The organism is Silvibacterium acidisoli (assembly GCA_022870745.1).
In the GTDB taxonomy this organism is placed as follows: Bacteria; Acidobacteriota; Terriglobia; order Terriglobales; family Acidobacteriaceae; genus Silvibacterium.
In genome coordinates this window covers 1109029-1123889 of the sequence record CP085323.1, presented here as the reverse complement: position 1 = coordinate 1123889, position 14861 = coordinate 1109029, and the positions used below count along the sequence as shown (strand labels likewise).

8 protein-coding genes are annotated in these 14861 nt (G+C 58.0%); 6 read left to right on the top strand and 2 right to left on the bottom strand.

All coding sequences use genetic code 11. The features are described 5' to 3' along the window. Window positions 1-13: 13 nt before the first annotated feature. Both LJD29_RS04535 and LJD29_RS04530 read right to left on the bottom strand, forming a co-directional pair. Window positions 14-1486 (bottom strand): glycoside hydrolase family 125 protein, encoded by a 1473-nt coding sequence (locus LJD29_RS04535; protein WP_446744570.1) that lies wholly within the window; start codon window positions 1484-1486, stop codon window positions 14-16. A gap of 13 nt (window positions 1487-1499) precedes the next feature. Beyond that, a complete protein-coding gene (locus LJD29_RS04530; RefSeq protein WP_446744569.1) occupies window positions 1500-3821 on the bottom strand; it encodes a GH92 family glycosyl hydrolase in 2322 nt (773 codons plus the stop codon). Between the two features lie 435 nt (window positions 3822-4256). On the opposite strand from LJD29_RS04530, the gene LJD29_RS04525 reads away from it, so the two are divergent. The 6 genes from LJD29_RS04525 to LJD29_RS04500 all read left to right on the top strand — a co-directional run bounded on the left by LJD29_RS04525 (window position 4257) and on the right by LJD29_RS04500 (window position 14861). Next, window positions 4257-5177 (top strand): hypothetical protein, encoded by a 921-nt coding sequence (locus tag LJD29_RS04525; protein WP_446744568.1) that lies wholly within the window; start codon window positions 4257-4259, stop codon window positions 5175-5177. Window positions 5178-5342: 165 nt separating this feature from the next. Then, on the top strand, window positions 5343-9080 hold the full coding sequence (locus LJD29_RS04520; protein ID WP_446744567.1) for an outer membrane beta-barrel protein: 3738 nt from the start codon (window positions 5343-5345) through the stop codon (window positions 9078-9080). Window positions 9081-9087: 7 nt separating this feature from the next. Beyond that, window positions 9088-10518 carry a tetratricopeptide repeat protein gene (locus tag LJD29_RS04515; RefSeq protein ID WP_446744566.1) on the top strand — a complete coding sequence of 477 codons (1431 nt, stop codon included), beginning with the start codon at window positions 9088-9090 and terminating at the stop codon, window positions 10516-10518. 63 nt (window positions 10519-10581) lie between these two features. Further along, a complete protein-coding gene (locus tag LJD29_RS04510) occupies window positions 10582-12210 on the top strand; it encodes a fucose isomerase (RefSeq protein ID WP_446744565.1) in 1629 nt (542 codons plus the stop codon). A gap of 148 nt (window positions 12211-12358) precedes the next feature. Continuing rightward, window positions 12359-13687, top strand: a complete 1329-nt coding sequence (locus LJD29_RS04505) for a sugar porter family MFS transporter (RefSeq protein ID WP_446744564.1) — start codon at window positions 12359-12361, stop codon at window positions 13685-13687. A 25-nt stretch (window positions 13688-13712) separates the two neighbouring features. Beyond that, window positions 13713-14861 (top strand): glycoside hydrolase family 172 protein, encoded by a 1149-nt coding sequence (locus LJD29_RS04500; RefSeq protein ID WP_446744563.1) that lies wholly within the window; start codon window positions 13713-13715, stop codon window positions 14859-14861.

Genomic DNA, 14861 nt, shown 5'->3' with positions numbered 1-14861 from the left:
GGCCCGCTTTTTCTTACGCGAAGTTCTGTTTCAGAATCGCAGGGCGCTGCTCCGCGAGGGTGAGTATCAGCTCGCCGAAGAGCGTGTTGGCCCATGCAAACCATGGGCGCGTGAAGTTGTTTGAATCGTCCTTGTGGAACGATTCGTGCATGAAGTGTGTGCCGGCGGTGTTGTCGCGTAGCAGCTTCAGGCAGCGGGTGATCTCGGTATCGCTGCTGCTTGAGAAGGCCTGCATCAGGATCGACATCGGCCAGATGAAGTCGACGCCGGTGTGCGGGCTTCCTACACCTTCCGCAGCTTTGCCGGTGAAGTAGTAGGGATTGTCCTTCGAGAGCACGAAGGCTCGCGTCGCCATGAAAACCGGATCGTTCTTCTTCACGCAGCCAAGGTAGGACAGCGAAAGCAGGCCGGGCGCATTGGCATCATCCATACGAAGCGAGCTGCCGTAGCCGTCGATCTCATAAGCCCAGATCTTTCCGTGGTCGACTGACATGACCTGCGCCTGCTGCATGAGGGCGCGGCTAACTTCTTCGGCCAGTGTATGCGCATCGTTGGCGAGCTGATCGTCGTGGCAGACCTTTGCGGCTAACTCGGCGAGCTGACGAAGGCTGGTGACGGCGAAGAGGTTTGCCGGAACGAAGAGCGGGAAGATGCAGGCATCGTCCGACGGACGGAATCCGCTGAAGATCATGCCGTTCGGCTTGATCGGATTGCCGTATCCATTGAGCATGAGCGTTTCGGACGGGATCTTCGATTCGCGCTGGAAATGGTACGGACCTTTGCCATGCAGCCGCTGTTGCTCGCGGAAGGTCTTGATGACAAGCCGGGCGCTGGCCTTCCATTCGTCATCGAAGGGCGCAGTGTTGCCGGTAGCCTGCCAGTAGCCATGCGCAAGACGCAGCGTGTAGCAAAGTGAATCGACTTCCCACTTGCGTTCGCTGACACCCGGCTTCATCTCGGTGTCGTCATGCGAACTCCACTTGCCGAGCGAGTCATGAGGAGACTTGAGGTAAGCGTTGGCGTAGGGATCGATGGCGATGCAACGCGCCTGGCGGTGGATGACGCCTTCAACGAGAGCTGCGAGCTGCTTGTCCTGCTTACAGAAGGCGAGGTAGGGCCATACCTGCGCGGACGAATCGCGCAGCCACATGGCATCGATGTCACCGGTAATGACGAAGGTATCCGGCTTGCCGTTAAGCGTTGAGGGAAAGACAGTGGTATCGAGCGTGTTGGGCAGGCAGTTTGCGAAGATCAGAGCGAGCGTGGGATCAGCAATCTGCTTCTGTACTCGAAGGATGGTCTCTTCGACGGCATCGCTGGTGAAGCGGCGATCCGCTTTCGCGGGACGCTGGTGAAGGTTTTGATCCTCGGCGGCCATGACGGCCGCCGCAGGAGCGAGTTTTGCGGTGAGCGCAGCAGCCCCGGCGGCCATGGAGCCGCCGAGCATCTGTCTGCGAGTAAAGGAACGGAAGGAGAGATCAGCCATGCGGTCGACTCACCTATACCTTCAGCGACGGCGGAGCGACTGCTTCCGCAGCGCCGAGCTTCTCGTTGGGCTTCGATCCGAGCTTGAAGACGATCGATCCACCATGCGCGATCTCTTCGTGCGAAACCCAGAGTTTGTCCGAGTTTTTGCCGTTGACCGTCACGGACTGGATGTAGATGTCATCGGGCGAGGTGCGCTTCGCTTCGATGGTGAGCGTCTTGCCGCCGCTTACACGCAGCGTAGCCTTGTCGAACAGGGGCGACGTCAGCACGTAGTTACCGCTCGCCGGATCGACCGCGTACAGGCCGAGCGCGCTCATCACGTACCAGGCAGACATCTGGCCGCAGTCTTCGTTGCCCTGCAGTCCGTTCGGCTTGTTGTCATACATGGTCAGCAGCAGCGAGTGGACGCGCGACTGCGTCTTCCACGGCTGGCCTGCATAGATGTAGAGATAAGCGATGTGGTGGCTGGGCTCGTTGCCGTGCGCGTACTGACCGACCATGCCGGCGATGTCCGGCGGAGCGTCGGGCGGAAGCGTGGAAGGAACGGTGAAGAGTGAATCGAGCTTCTTAATGAAGGGTTCGCGGCCGCCCCAGAGTTCGATGTAGCTGGCATTGTCGTGCTGCACGCCAAAGGTGGTCTGCCAGGCGTTCGACTCGGTGTAGTCGCGATACTTTTCCGTGTGCCCCATCTCGATGGGATCGAACGGAGCGGTAAATTCACCGTTCGAAAGCTTGGCGCGGATGAACTGCGTCTTGGGATCGAAGTAGTGCTGGTAGTTGCGCGAACGCTTGCGCTGGATGGCGGCATCGTCATGCGCTCCCACCTTCTCAGCAACGTGCGAAACGGCCCAGTCGTTGTATCCGTACTCAAGCGTTTTGCTGACCGACTCGCCTTCCTTGTCCGCAGGAATGTAGCCCATGCTGCGGTAGTAGCCCAGACCGCGCCAGTCGTCGTCCATGTTGCGCTTGCGCATGACCTTGTAGGCGCGATTCCAGTCAATGCCTTCGAAGTTCTTGACGCAGGCTTCGGAGATCACGCTGGCCGAGTGGTAGCCGGTCATGGTGCCGGTTTCCTTACCCTGCAGCGGCCATACGGGCATGCCATGCGGGCTCTGCTCGGCCATGACGACGAGGGAGTTGACCATCTCGGGCACGCGATCCGGTTGAATCAGGGTGAACGCCGGATGCAGCGCACGGAAGGTATCCCACAGTGAATAGGTGCTGTAGTTGTGTGCGCCTTTTTCAAGCTGATGGACTTCGCCATCCATGCCGCGGTAGCTGCCGTCGGCATCGTCGAAGAGAGTAGGAGCGCAGAGCATGTGGTAGTACGAGCTATAGAAGATCTCGCGCTGCTTCTTATCGTCCGTCTTGATGCTGACGCGGCTCAGTTCCTTCTGCCACTTCTGCTTCGCTGCGCTGCGTGTCGCGGCGAAATCCCAGCCGGGCTGCTCGGCGCGCAGGTTTTTGAGCGCGTTCTCGGCGCTTACGCCGGAGATGCCGCAGCGAACCAGGATTTTCTGTCCGGCGGTCGTCTTGTAGTGAAGAGCCGCCTTCAGGGTCTTGCCGTTGAGCTTCGTTTCTGTCTGCGGCTGATCGTCAGAGAACAACTCGGCCTTGGTAAAGGGCTCGGAGAACTGCATGGCGAAGAAGATCTGGCGTCCATGCGCCCAGGAATTCACGGTGCGGCCACCGGCGATGGTGTCGTTGCCGTGGAGCTCGATGGCAGCCTCGGCGACGGGATCGTTTGGATCGTCGTAGGAGTGCGACCAGTCGAGGATGAAGTGCGACTCTTCGCTTGCCGGGAAGGTATAGCAGTGCAGGCCGGTGCGCTCAGTAGCGGTCAGCTCGGCGAAGACGCCCGAGTCCTTCAGCTTGACGGAATAGTAGCCGGGCTCGGCGATCTCTTCCTCGTGCGAGTAGCGCGAGCGATAGCCCTCGGTGGGGTTCTCCCGGGTGCCGGGCTGGAGCTTGACGCTGCCTACGGCAGGCATCAGCAGCACGTCCAGCAGGTCGCCGCAGCCGGTTCCGCTCAGGTGGGTGTGGCTGAAGCCCATGATCGACGTATCGGTGTCGTAGTAACCCGAGCACCAGTCCCATCCCTTGGTGTAGGTGTCGGGACTGAGCTGCACAGCGCCGAAGGGCACCGTCGCGCCGGGGAATACGTGTCCATGTCCGCCGGTTCCGACCTTGACATTTACGTAGGAAGTAAAGTCCTCATCTGTACCGTGCGCGAAGGCTTTGGTCGCAGCCTCTGCCAGGGGAATATTGGTGTTGATCAGTTCAAGGCAGGTGGCGAGAGAAGCGGCTTGCAGGAAGCGTCGTCTGTTCAGCATCAGTCTCTTTCGATTTTGAAAAATGTTTTGTTCGGCCGTTGGCGCGGGCAGCGCAAAAGGACTACTCCGATCATATCGTGGGCCATCTGTTCGCTTCATACGGTGACAGATCATTCCGGAGCAGCGGAAGTAAAAAGTGTGGAAGGTACTGTTTTCGCCCTGTTATGATTCGGCGGCTCATGAAACGTTTAACTTTCCGAGGGTCGCATGAAAGTGGATTGCTGGTTCAATAGTCGTAACCGTAGGCTTTGCTTGTTTACTGAAGGGTTATCAGACGCCGCTTCCTTTGCCCTCATCCTGCTCATCGCCTTTGCGGTGCCATGCCTCCATCTTCACGCGGAGGATGCTGCCTGGATTCGGCCAGGCAAACAGGGAGATCCGCTGATCTGGGGAAGGAAGGACGGCATTGTCTTCGGCCTGCCATCGGAGGGCGGCATGAAAGGTCCCCGAGGTCTGATTCGTGTCGGCCTGATCCCGGTGGGCGAGACCGAGCCAAAGCTGCTGAATTTTATCGCCATCGAGCCGGTCGTCTTCGGACCCGGAACTCGCCTAAGCCGTATCGCTTTCAGCGAGTTGGAGCCGAGCGTGCTCGATCCGGGGAAGCAGGGAAAGAGATTCACGGTTGAGAAGATCAAGGGAGCGAAAGAGCCGTCCTACCGCGGCAGCATGGAGACCGTTCATGCAGGCCGAACAACAGTAGAGCGGCTCTCCGTGCGCATCAACGTGGAGCGTTATACCGCGAACGGAGCGCATGTTTACGTGATTGCATCGATCGACAGCGATCGCCCCCAGGAGCTGCGGCTCTCGGTTTTCGCGGAGAAGGACAGCCCACCGCTCGAAGAACTGAGCCTGAGCGCGACGATGGGCAACTACGAGCGTTTGCGCCGGTTGTGGCTGCGAGATCGTGTACTGGACAGCAGGGAGCTGTTTCCCGATTACGGTGGCGATGGTTTCACCGAACTCGAAAACTACCCGCTCGAAGATATGTTTCGTACGGCGGATGGAGCCGCGGTGGTCTACTGCACTTCGGACGAGGCCGATCCCGCGACGACGCCCGGCAACGACACCGCTCACTGGCCGTACGTGCTGCCAAAGCTCGCTCAGTTCTGGCGGGTAGATTCTCACGACATTGAACCGGACCTCCGCGTGCGGGTAAATGCCCGCCGCGTTTACTGGGCATCGACCGCCCCGGTGCTGGGCGGCATCGCCTTTGAAAACTTCGAGGTTCGTCAGCGATATGTTCCCGGGCAGACCTTCATTTACGGCATCACGGAGCATGAACCGTGGGAGCTTGACCCTCGCCTGAAAAGGCTCTGGTCAGCCGCCGGAAAGCAGGCTTCAGCAGCTGGACAGTAGTAGCGTGCGCGTTTTTGGCGGATTTTCTTGAGCTTGCGGAAGCAAAATCTTTCCTGTCACAACGTGATTGACATTCCACTTTTGAGCGTGATTAACTTTGGCTCGTTTCGATTTAAAGGTTTAAATAAATCGACGCGGTAGTTCAGCTACTTTTCAGGAGACCACATGAGGCTGACCAGATCTTGGGTATTTCTTTTCCTGGTTATGCTTTGCTTTGCTGTCGCAGGTTCATCGCGGTTGGCTGTCGCGCAGGTGAATCTTGGCTCCATCCAAGGCGAAGTACACGACACGCAGCATGCAGCCGTTCCCGGCGCGAAGCTCAGCTTGAAGAACGAAAGTACCGGTATCCAGGCGTCCTCGGTATCCGGAGCCGCCGGCCAATACAACTTTCTGAACCTGTCGCCGGGCGTCTATACGCTCACGGTAGAGTCGCAGGGCTTCAGCACCTCGGTTCAGCAACACATCACCGTCGGAACGGGCAGCACGGTCGCCGTCAACGTGATGCTCAAGCCGGGGGGTGTCGAACAGATGGTCACGGTGCAGGCCGATGCCGCGCATGTCGAGACGGAAAGCTCCGACATCGGTACTGTGATCACGCCCGCCGAGATCAAGGATCTGCCGGTTTCGCTCAACGCGGATATGCGTAACCCTCTGAACTTTGTGGTACTGACACCGGGCGTTGCCGGATCCACACCGGGTGCCTCGCCAGACTATCGCCTGCACTTCAGCGGCTCGGTCAGCTACGCCAACGAGGTTTATATCGACGGCGTGCCGATCATGGAGACGGACCTTGCCGGTGACATCGGCAGCAACCATCCGCCGATGGATGCAATCAGCCAGTTTAAGGTCATCAATAACAACCAGACCGCGCAGTATGGGCTATCGAGCGGCATTGTCTCCTTTGCCTTCGCTTCGGGAACGAATCAGTTTCACGGCAGCCTGTTCGAGTACCTGCAGAACGATGCGCTCAATGCGGCCGGATATGTGACCGATGCGCTGGGGATCAAGAAAGCACCGCTCAAGCAGAATGAATTTGGTGGAACCTTCGGTGGCCCGGTCTACATTCCGAAGATCTACAAGGGGCACGACAAGACGTTCTTCTTCGTAGACTTCACGGAGTTCAAGTACCGTCCGAGTTCGAACGATGCGACGCTCACCACGATCCCGAACGCCTTCCGCAATGGAGACTTTTCACAATTGCTCGGACCGCAGGTGACAGACCCAACCACGGGCGCGCCCATCTTTGATCCGGCCGGTAACCCCGTATACAGCGGTGCAATTTACAATCCGCTCTCTGCGCATAATGTAATCGGTCCGGACGGCAACACATATACCATCCGCGATCCATTCCCGGGCAACATCATTCCTTCAGGAACAGCCGGTCTGAGCACGGTTTCGCAGACGGTGCTTCAGTCGTTTCCGCAGGCGACGAATAACGCGCTCAACAATAACTTCGTTCGTTTGCAAAGCTCGAAGATTGACGAGCATCGCCTGGTCGTGAAGATCGACGAGCATATCTCCGAGAAGCATGCGATTTCAGGCAGCGTGTTTACCGGCGGCTACAGCTCTTCTGACAACGGCGGGCTTAACCTGTACGACGCCACGCAGACAAATACCCCAACCAAGCAGATTCGCTTCTCGTACAACTACACGCACTCGCCGACCTTGTTGAACAACCTGAACATCGGCTTTCTGCGCGATACGAACCTCAGCGGACCGGTGCAGCCCGGCCCTGGATTCGCGGCGCTCGGCATGCAGGGGCTTCCTGCTCTGAATCCAGAGAGCTACTATCCGCTGATCGGTCTTGGCACTGTTCAAAACAGCATCGGCGGTAGCGGCGGATCGACCGTGGCGGAAAATCGCTACTTCCTCAACGACAATGTGACGCTGCTTCGCGGTTCGCATGCCTTTACCTTTGGTGGAGAGCTTCGGTACCTGCAGCGCAATGAGACGCTGTTGTCCGGAGGTTCCATTAACTTCGCGTCACCGGAAACGGCGCTCAACGGAACCGGCTTCATCAATGGAAACCAGGCTGTTTCGCTGCCGGCTTCGACGGGCGACCCGCGTGCCAGCTTCCTCTTCGGTGGAACGGACTTCTCTTACATCAGCTACCCGGCTGAATCCGGTTTTCGCTGGTGGCAGGCAGGTCTGTTTGCTCAGGATGACTGGAAGGTGCGCCGCAACCTTACGTTGAACCTGGGACTGCGCTACGATCTGCAGATTCCCCGTACCGAGGCTCATGGCGAGGTGTCGACCATGGATCCGACGCTGCCGAACCCCGCTGCTGGAGGGCTGCCGGGCGCGTACACGTTTTATGGGAACGGCCCGGGACGCAACGGTATCAGCCGCATCGGCAACATCTATCGCGGCGGTATTCAGCCCCGCATCGGTTTTGCGTATTCGCCCGGAACCGACAGCAGGACCGCTCTGCGCGGCGGTTTTGCCATCACGCGGCCGATTGGCAATGACAACAATGAGGACGACATTAGCGGCGCCCTCTACAACACCGGCTACTCGGGTCTCGCGACGGCAAACCGCCCTGGGGATGTTGTAGGATCGCCTGCGTACTACTGGGATAATCCCTACCCAGCCGCTTCCGTGTCCGGGCAGACGCTCAACCCTGGCCTGCTGGTCGGCAATAACAACTCCACGATGATTCACCCGACCGCTGGCATGCCGCCCACCCAGCTTTACTGGTCGCTGCAGTTACAGCAGCAGGTGAGCAGCAGTATAGTCTTCAACCTTGGATACGTCGGCATGCACACATATCACATCGGTGTCTGGTCGAAGCCGAACGAGGTGAATCCCCTCGTGGCGCAGCAGAAGTATGGAGCTACGGCAGCGGCGGATGGCATTCCGCTGAGCCAGTTCCTTTTGCTGCCGATCAGCGACCCAAGGGCTGCAGCTGCCGGAGTCACCTCGCCGTGGCCGGACTTTGAATCGGTCTTCGGCGCCGGCGCAACCATCGGGCAGGCGCTGCGTCCGTGGCCTCAGTATGGCGACGTGGATAATCCTCTCAACCCCATTGCCAGCGTCTCCTATAACGGCATGCAGGCCAGTCTGCAGAAGCGTATGTCGCAGGGATTGACGTTCCTTCTTTCGTACACATTCTCGAAGACCATTGGCAATGCAGACTCAAACGATGGTCCGTCTTCCGGTGCGGAGAATGCGATCTACGCGGGCTCGTATTTTCAGGACTACTACAACCCCAAGTCGGAGCGATCAGTAACCAGTTCCGACATACCGCATGTTGTCTCTCTGAGCTATACCTATGAGCTTCCCGTCGGACAGGGCAAGAAGTTCCTGAACAAGGGTGGGGTGGTGAACGAAGTCGTCGGCGGATGGTCGGTGTCGGCGATTCACCAGTATCAGAGCGGACGGCCGGTGCACATCGAGTATGACGCGGTGGGTGCGGCGAATCCCTTCTTTGCGGCGGGCGACGGGTACAGCTTCCGTCCGAACATTGTGCCGCATCAGCCTTTCAAGAACCCTGCCTACCGCAGAAGCTGCTCGGGGCCGATCCAGCAGGCGGCTGGACGAAACCCTTGCCAGTTCTACATCAACCCCGGTGCATTTACCGCGCCTGCTGTCGGTACTTTCGGCAACGCGCCTAACTTCATCTCAGCGTTGCGCGTACCGGCGTATCTTGACGAGGATATCTCGATCTCGAAACGGTTCAAGATCTACAAGCAGTCTGATCTCCAGTTCCAGGCGAACATGTTCAACGCTGTGAACCGGACGATTTTCTCCGACGGCGGAGACGCGACTACGTATATTCAGAATTTTGCGCCACCAAATCTGAGTGCCACGAACCTCGCAAATTCAACCACGGTTTTCGGTATCATGACTTCGCAGCAAAACGCGCCGAGAATCATACAGTTTGGCTTGAGACTGGAGTTCTAACGGAGTTATGCGCGGGATCCTGATATCGACGTTGCTCGTCATCACGATTCCGCGCCTCTGGTCGCAATCGATACAGGAGCAGGCTGCGGCCCACGCGCATGCTGCACAGCAGGCAGAGGCGCAAAATGATTTTTCCGCTGCCGTCCACGAATACGAAACTGTAGTAAAGATGCTTCCGGGCAATGCCGAGATGGAAAGCAATCTTGGTGTGGCTCTGTATTTTGCCGGGGACAAGGCTCGTACTCTTACCGTCATGCAGAAAGCTCTTGCAGGCAATCCGAATCTGTTTGTGCCACACCTGTTTTCAGGGCTGGCACTCTTTCAGCTCTCGCAGCCGGACAAGGCTGCGCGAGAGCTGGAGCGTGCTGTTCATTTGAACGATTCCGATGTAACTGCGCACCTCTGGCTTGGCTACGCCTATTCGGCGCAGTCTCGCGACGAAGCTGCGCTGGCCGAGTTCGAAGCCGCGAGCAAGCTGCAGCCGGAGAATATCGATGCATGGTACGGGGCCGGGCAGAGCTACATGAAGATTGGAGAAGCTGCGACGGGAAAACTTTTCGCTGTGGCGGGGGATGGTGGACGCGCGTGGCAGCTTGCTGGCGAGCAGTATCTGTTAAGGGGTGATCGCGACAAGGCAAACGCCATGTTCGAGGGCGCGTTGGAACGGCGTCCAGATATTGCCGAGCTTCATGAGGCGGTCATGCAGATGGGCGGAAAGGTTCCGCCGGCTCCCGCGCGGGAAATTTCCGAAAGCCAGCGCTCGCTTGAAGACGGTCTTTACCGCCAGGCTCACGAGAGCGAGAAACATGCGGAAGAGGCATTCAGCAGGATCGGGGAGTTGGCTCCGGACTCGTACCGCGCGCATCAGGTGATGGGAGATTCACTCTCGGCCCAGCAGCGTTCAGAGGAAGCCATCAAAGAGTATCGCGCCGCGCTGGCCCTCAAACCCGACCTTCCCAATCTGCATGCGGCAATAGCAAACAACTATCTGCGCCTGAGCCAGCCAGACGAAGCTCTGAGGGAATTCAAAGCAGAGTTGGCGCTCCAGCCAAACTCTTCTGCGGCATGCGAAGCAGTCGGGCGCGTGCTCACACTGCAGGGAAACTATGACGAAGCAGGAGAGATGCTGCAGAGAGCGCTGCATCTTGACAGGCCGCCCATCGAAGCATACCGGCTGATGGGAAAAGTGGATGTGAATCAGAGGAACTTCAAAGATGCCATTGCTGTGCTGGGCCACTATACCGCGGCGATGCCCGAGGATTCTGCGGGCTGGTACCTGCTGGCCGCAGCCTATCGAGCAGATGGCGAGACGGTGAAAATGCAGGAAGCTATCAGCGCTTATAAGCGCACGTCAACGGACGTGAAGGAACGCGAGCGCGCACGCCGGGCCGTCGCGATGTTCGCAAAGGACAACGAGCAGGCGGAAACAATCAACTGATGAAGATCGAAGATCTTTCACTCAAACGACCAACAACTTATGAGCGACGGGAAGGGATGAGAAATGGCCGCATCGGCTGAGAGCAAGCGAATGAACGAGGTTGTGCTGATCACGAGCGGAGACCTGAGGCAGTCTGCCAATGAGGTCTGCTGGCCGGCGCAACGGGATCTGGAGAAGCGCCTGACCGAATGCTTCGAGAAGGAAGGTGTAAAGGTACGCCGCGCTTTCCCGATCGACAAGGCCAAGGGGCACGGCTTTATCTCCAGTCAGCGGATGGGCATGGATATCTTCGAGGGCATTGATCCTCACGCGAATCTTGTTTTCGCAACTGCTGCATGGCAGTACTCGCACCATGTATTGCCGGGAATGCGCAGTCACCTTGGTCCGATCATTACGATTGCAAACTGGTCAGGCCAGTGGCCCGGCCTCGTCGGCCTGCTTAACCTGAACGGATCGCTGGTAAAAGCGAGCGTAAAGTTCGACTCGCTTTGGAGCAAAGACTTCGACGACGAGTATTTTCTCAGCCGCTTGCGCGAATGGATCGAGACCGGAAAGGTGACGCACGATCTTAGCCATGTCCGAGCACTCGACCCCGGCAAGCTTCCGTCATCTGCGAAAAAGACCGGCGAAGATCTCGCGGCGGCGCTGAAAAAGAAGAAAGCCATCTTCGGAATCTTCGATGAAGGCTGCATGGGCATGTACAACGCCATCATCGACGACGAGCTGTTGAATCCGCTTGGCATCTTCAAGGAGCGGCTCAGCCAGTCTGCTCTGGTGGCGCGCATGCGGACGGTAAAGGATGACGAAGCAAGGGCTGTTCGTGAATGGCTGGATAAGAGCGGTGTGAAGTTTCATACAGGCAAGGATCCGAAGACGGAACTTACGGATGAGCAGGTTTTAGAGCAGTGCAGGATGTATATTGCCGCGCTGCGCATCGCTCATGATTTCCGCTGCGACGCCATTGGAATTCAGTACCAGCAGGGCCTGAAGGACATGGTGCCGGCTTCCGATCTTGTCGAGGGCCTGCTGAATAACACCGAGCGTCCGCCGGCCCACTCGGAAGAAGGTGAAGAGTTGTACCCGGGTGGTCCATTGCCTCACTTCAACGAGGTGGATGAATGCGCGGGTGTCGACGCCCTGGTGACGAATCGCTGCTGGAAGGCTCTGGGACTCGATCCCGCGACGACATTACATGACGTTCGCTGGGGCGAGGATTTCAGCGGAAACGGCGTAGACGGATTCGTCTGGGTTCTCCAGATTTCCGGCGCGGCTCCGGCCAGCCACTTCGCCGGTGGATACAAAGGATCTTCCAGTGATCGCCAGCCGCCGATGTACTTTCCGCTAGGAGGCGGCACGCTGAAAGGTATCGGCCGGGCGGGCAGGATCGTCTGGAGCCGCGTCTTTGTAGAAGCCGGCCGGCTGCACGTTGACATGGGACTCGGATCGGTCGTGGATCTGCCGGCTGAAGAAACGAAGCGCCGCTGGGAGCATACGACCACCCAGTGGCCGATGGTGAGCGCGGTCTTCGACGGCATCTCCCGGGACATGCTGATGGCGCGTCATCGGGCCAACCACGTCAATATCGCCTATGTCCCTGATGATGATGCTGCAACGAATGCCCTTGCGACAAAAGCTGCCATGTTTCATGCGTTAGGTGTTGACGTTCACCTGTGCGGTGATGTGAGCTTGTGAGGAATGCGGGCGCGGTGATGAGGAATCCTCGAACCGCGCTGCTTCATCGCTCTGTTCCGGGCAGCTCAGAAGGCAGGCTGCTCACACCCTGGTGGATCTCGAAATCGGCCCGCATAGATCGTCCGGGCGCAATGCTGACAGGAAGTCAATGAGCATAAACTCGCATGTTGTAAAGGGAACAATTGTAGGCGCACTTGGCGGACTTCTCTTTGGTTTTGATACGGCGGTTATCTCGGGCGCGACCCAGGGCCTGACAAACGCATACCATCTCTCTCCGTTCATGCTCGGCGTAACGGTATTCAGCGCCCTGGCTGGAACGGTAGTCGCATCGATCGGCGCGGGTGTTCCCGGCCAGCGCTTTGGCCGCCGTGACACGTTGCGGGTTATGGCGTTCTTTTACATCCTTTCGGCGCTCGGATGCGCCTTTGCATGGAACTGGAGCTCGTTGATCGTTTTCCGGTTCATCGGTGGCCTCGGTATTGGCGGCTCGTCTGTGCTTGGCCCCATGTACATTGCCGAAATAGCGCCGCCGAAGTGGCGCGGCCGTCTGGTTGGCTCTTTCCAGACGAACGTAGTGATCGGCATTCTGCTTGCATATATGTCGAACGCTATCATCGGCAATCTTCATTTCGGAGCGAACGAGTGGCGTTGGGAGCTGGGCATCTCCGGCGTCCCTGCTGTTTTCTTTCTGATTGCGCTGTTCTTCATTCCCCGCAGCCCGCGCTGGCTGGTCACGCAGTCTCGCGTCGATGAAGCTCTCCGAGTATTGCAGGTGACGGGCGTCGAGAACTCGAAGGAAGAACTTGATGAAATTATTGCTTCAGTCCACCTCGAAAAGTCCGGTGCTTCCGATCCTCTTTTTTCCCGGCAGTATCGCAAACCGGTGATCCTCGCGCTCACGGTGGGCCTGTTCTGCCAGCTTTCAGGAATCAACGCGATTCTTTATTACCTCAACGATATCTTTGCGCTTGCCGGCGCGAGCAAGATGTCCGGAAGCCTGCAGGCGGTCGCTGTCGGCGCTATGAACCTTGTCGCTACCCTGCTTGCCATGACAGTGATCGATCATTTCGGACGCAAGAAGCTTCTGCTTTTCGGTACGGCCGGCCTCGCGGTATGTCTCACAGTGATAGCGGCGATCTTTTACACGCACGCGCATATGGCGTGGCTGATTTACCTGCTGATGATCTACATTGCTCTGTTTGCGGTTTCGCAGGGCGCGGTCGTGTGGGTTTACATCAGCGAGGTCTTTCCGAATCGGGTGCGCGCCAAGGGACAAAGCCTGGGCAGCTCCGCGCACTGGGTCACGAATGCAATCATCTCGCTGGTATTTCCAGTCATGGCGAATTCATCGGGGTCTTCACCGTTTTTCTTTTTCGCTGCGATGATGGTGTTCGACTTTTTCCTCGTGTGGTTCTACTACCCGGAAACATCCGGGGTCTCGCTTGAACAGATGCAGCATCGCCTTGGCATTCACTAATTCATCGATGAACGGAGGACGCTTTATGAAGCGACTCATCGCACTCGTTGTTCTATTGGCGGGAGGGCCTATGATGGCCGTCGCGCAGTCTCATGACTGGGAACCGGATCTTACGAAGCAACAGACCTATACGCCACACCGAGCGTCGAGCACCGATCCGCTGGGTGCCAATGCGGATGCGCGCAGAGTGGCCCCGGGAGAGACTTACACCGTGCTCGATACCGATGGTCCCGGCACGATCTCTCATATCTGGTTCACGATTGCGGATAACGAGCCTTTTCACCTCAAGCGCATCGTCCTGCGCATCTACTGGGATGGCGAGACCAGCCCCAGTGTTGAGGCGCCTATCGGAGACTTCTTCGGCCTTGGCCTCGGCGAGTATTACAACTGGGAGTCGGAACTGCTTTCTGTCGGCAGCGATAAAGGGATGAACTCTTTCTTCCCCATGCCGTATGCACATCACGCAAAGATCACGGTTACAAATGAGGGCAAGACGCCGATCTTCTCGCTCTATTACAACGTCGATTACCGCACCTATTCCCACTCGCTGCCGTCGGGCACGCTTTACTTCCACGCACAGTACCGCCAGGCACAGCCGAATCGCGGCTGGACAACGGATTTTGAAAACAACGGCACTCCAAGCTTCAATAACAAGCCCAACCTCGACGGCAAAGATAACTACGTCTGGATGGAAGCCAAGGGACATGGCCAGTTCGCGGGTGTCACCATGTCTGTTGTCCAAAACCAGGATTACTGGTGGGGCGAAGGCGACGATATGTTCTTCATCGATGGGGAAGACAAGCCATCGATCGTAGGCACCGGCACTGAAGACTACTTCCTTGGAGCATGGGACTTTGGCGGCCATCCTTTCTCGTACCGGCTCTACGGCGCGCCGGTCGTCGGTGATGAAAAGGCAGGCAGCCGCTCGAGTGTCTACCGCTTCCATCTGGATCAGCCGATTCCGTTCTCGAAATCCTTTAAGGCCACCATCGAACACGGAACGGCGAATGGCCGCTCGGATAACTTCTACTCTGTCGCGTATTGGTACCAGGCCGAGCCGCATGAGGCCTTCCCGCCGCTTCCTCCGGTCGATCAGCGGATTCCGGAGTTGCAGCCTGTTGGTGGCCCCGGGAGCAACCCTGGACCTCTGCCTCCTGCTCCGGCGGCGAATTAA

What these genes read in the sequence shown, in the direction of transcription:
- LJD29_RS04535 (WP_446744570.1), bottom strand. Translation starts at nt 1,486, where the DNA reads ATGGCTGATCTCTCCTTCCGTTCCTTTACTCGCAGACAGATGCTCGGC.
- LJD29_RS04530 (WP_446744569.1), bottom strand. Translation starts at nt 3,821, where the DNA reads ATGCTGAACAGACGACGCTTCCTGCAAGCCGCTTCTCTCGCCACCTGC.
- LJD29_RS04525 (WP_446744568.1), top strand. Translation starts at nt 4,257, where the DNA reads ATGAAAGGTCCCCGAGGTCTGATTCGTGTCGGCCTGATCCCGGTGGGC.
- LJD29_RS04520 (WP_446744567.1), top strand. Translation starts at nt 5,343, where the DNA reads ATGAGGCTGACCAGATCTTGGGTATTTCTTTTCCTGGTTATGCTTTGC.
- LJD29_RS04515 (WP_446744566.1), top strand. Translation starts at nt 9,088, where the DNA reads ATGCGCGGGATCCTGATATCGACGTTGCTCGTCATCACGATTCCGCGC.
- LJD29_RS04510 (WP_446744565.1), top strand. Translation starts at nt 10,582, where the DNA reads ATGGCCGCATCGGCTGAGAGCAAGCGAATGAACGAGGTTGTGCTGATC.
- LJD29_RS04505 (WP_446744564.1), top strand. Translation starts at nt 12,359, where the DNA reads ATGAGCATAAACTCGCATGTTGTAAAGGGAACAATTGTAGGCGCACTT.
- LJD29_RS04500 (WP_446744563.1), top strand. Translation starts at nt 13,713, where the DNA reads ATGAAGCGACTCATCGCACTCGTTGTTCTATTGGCGGGAGGGCCTATG.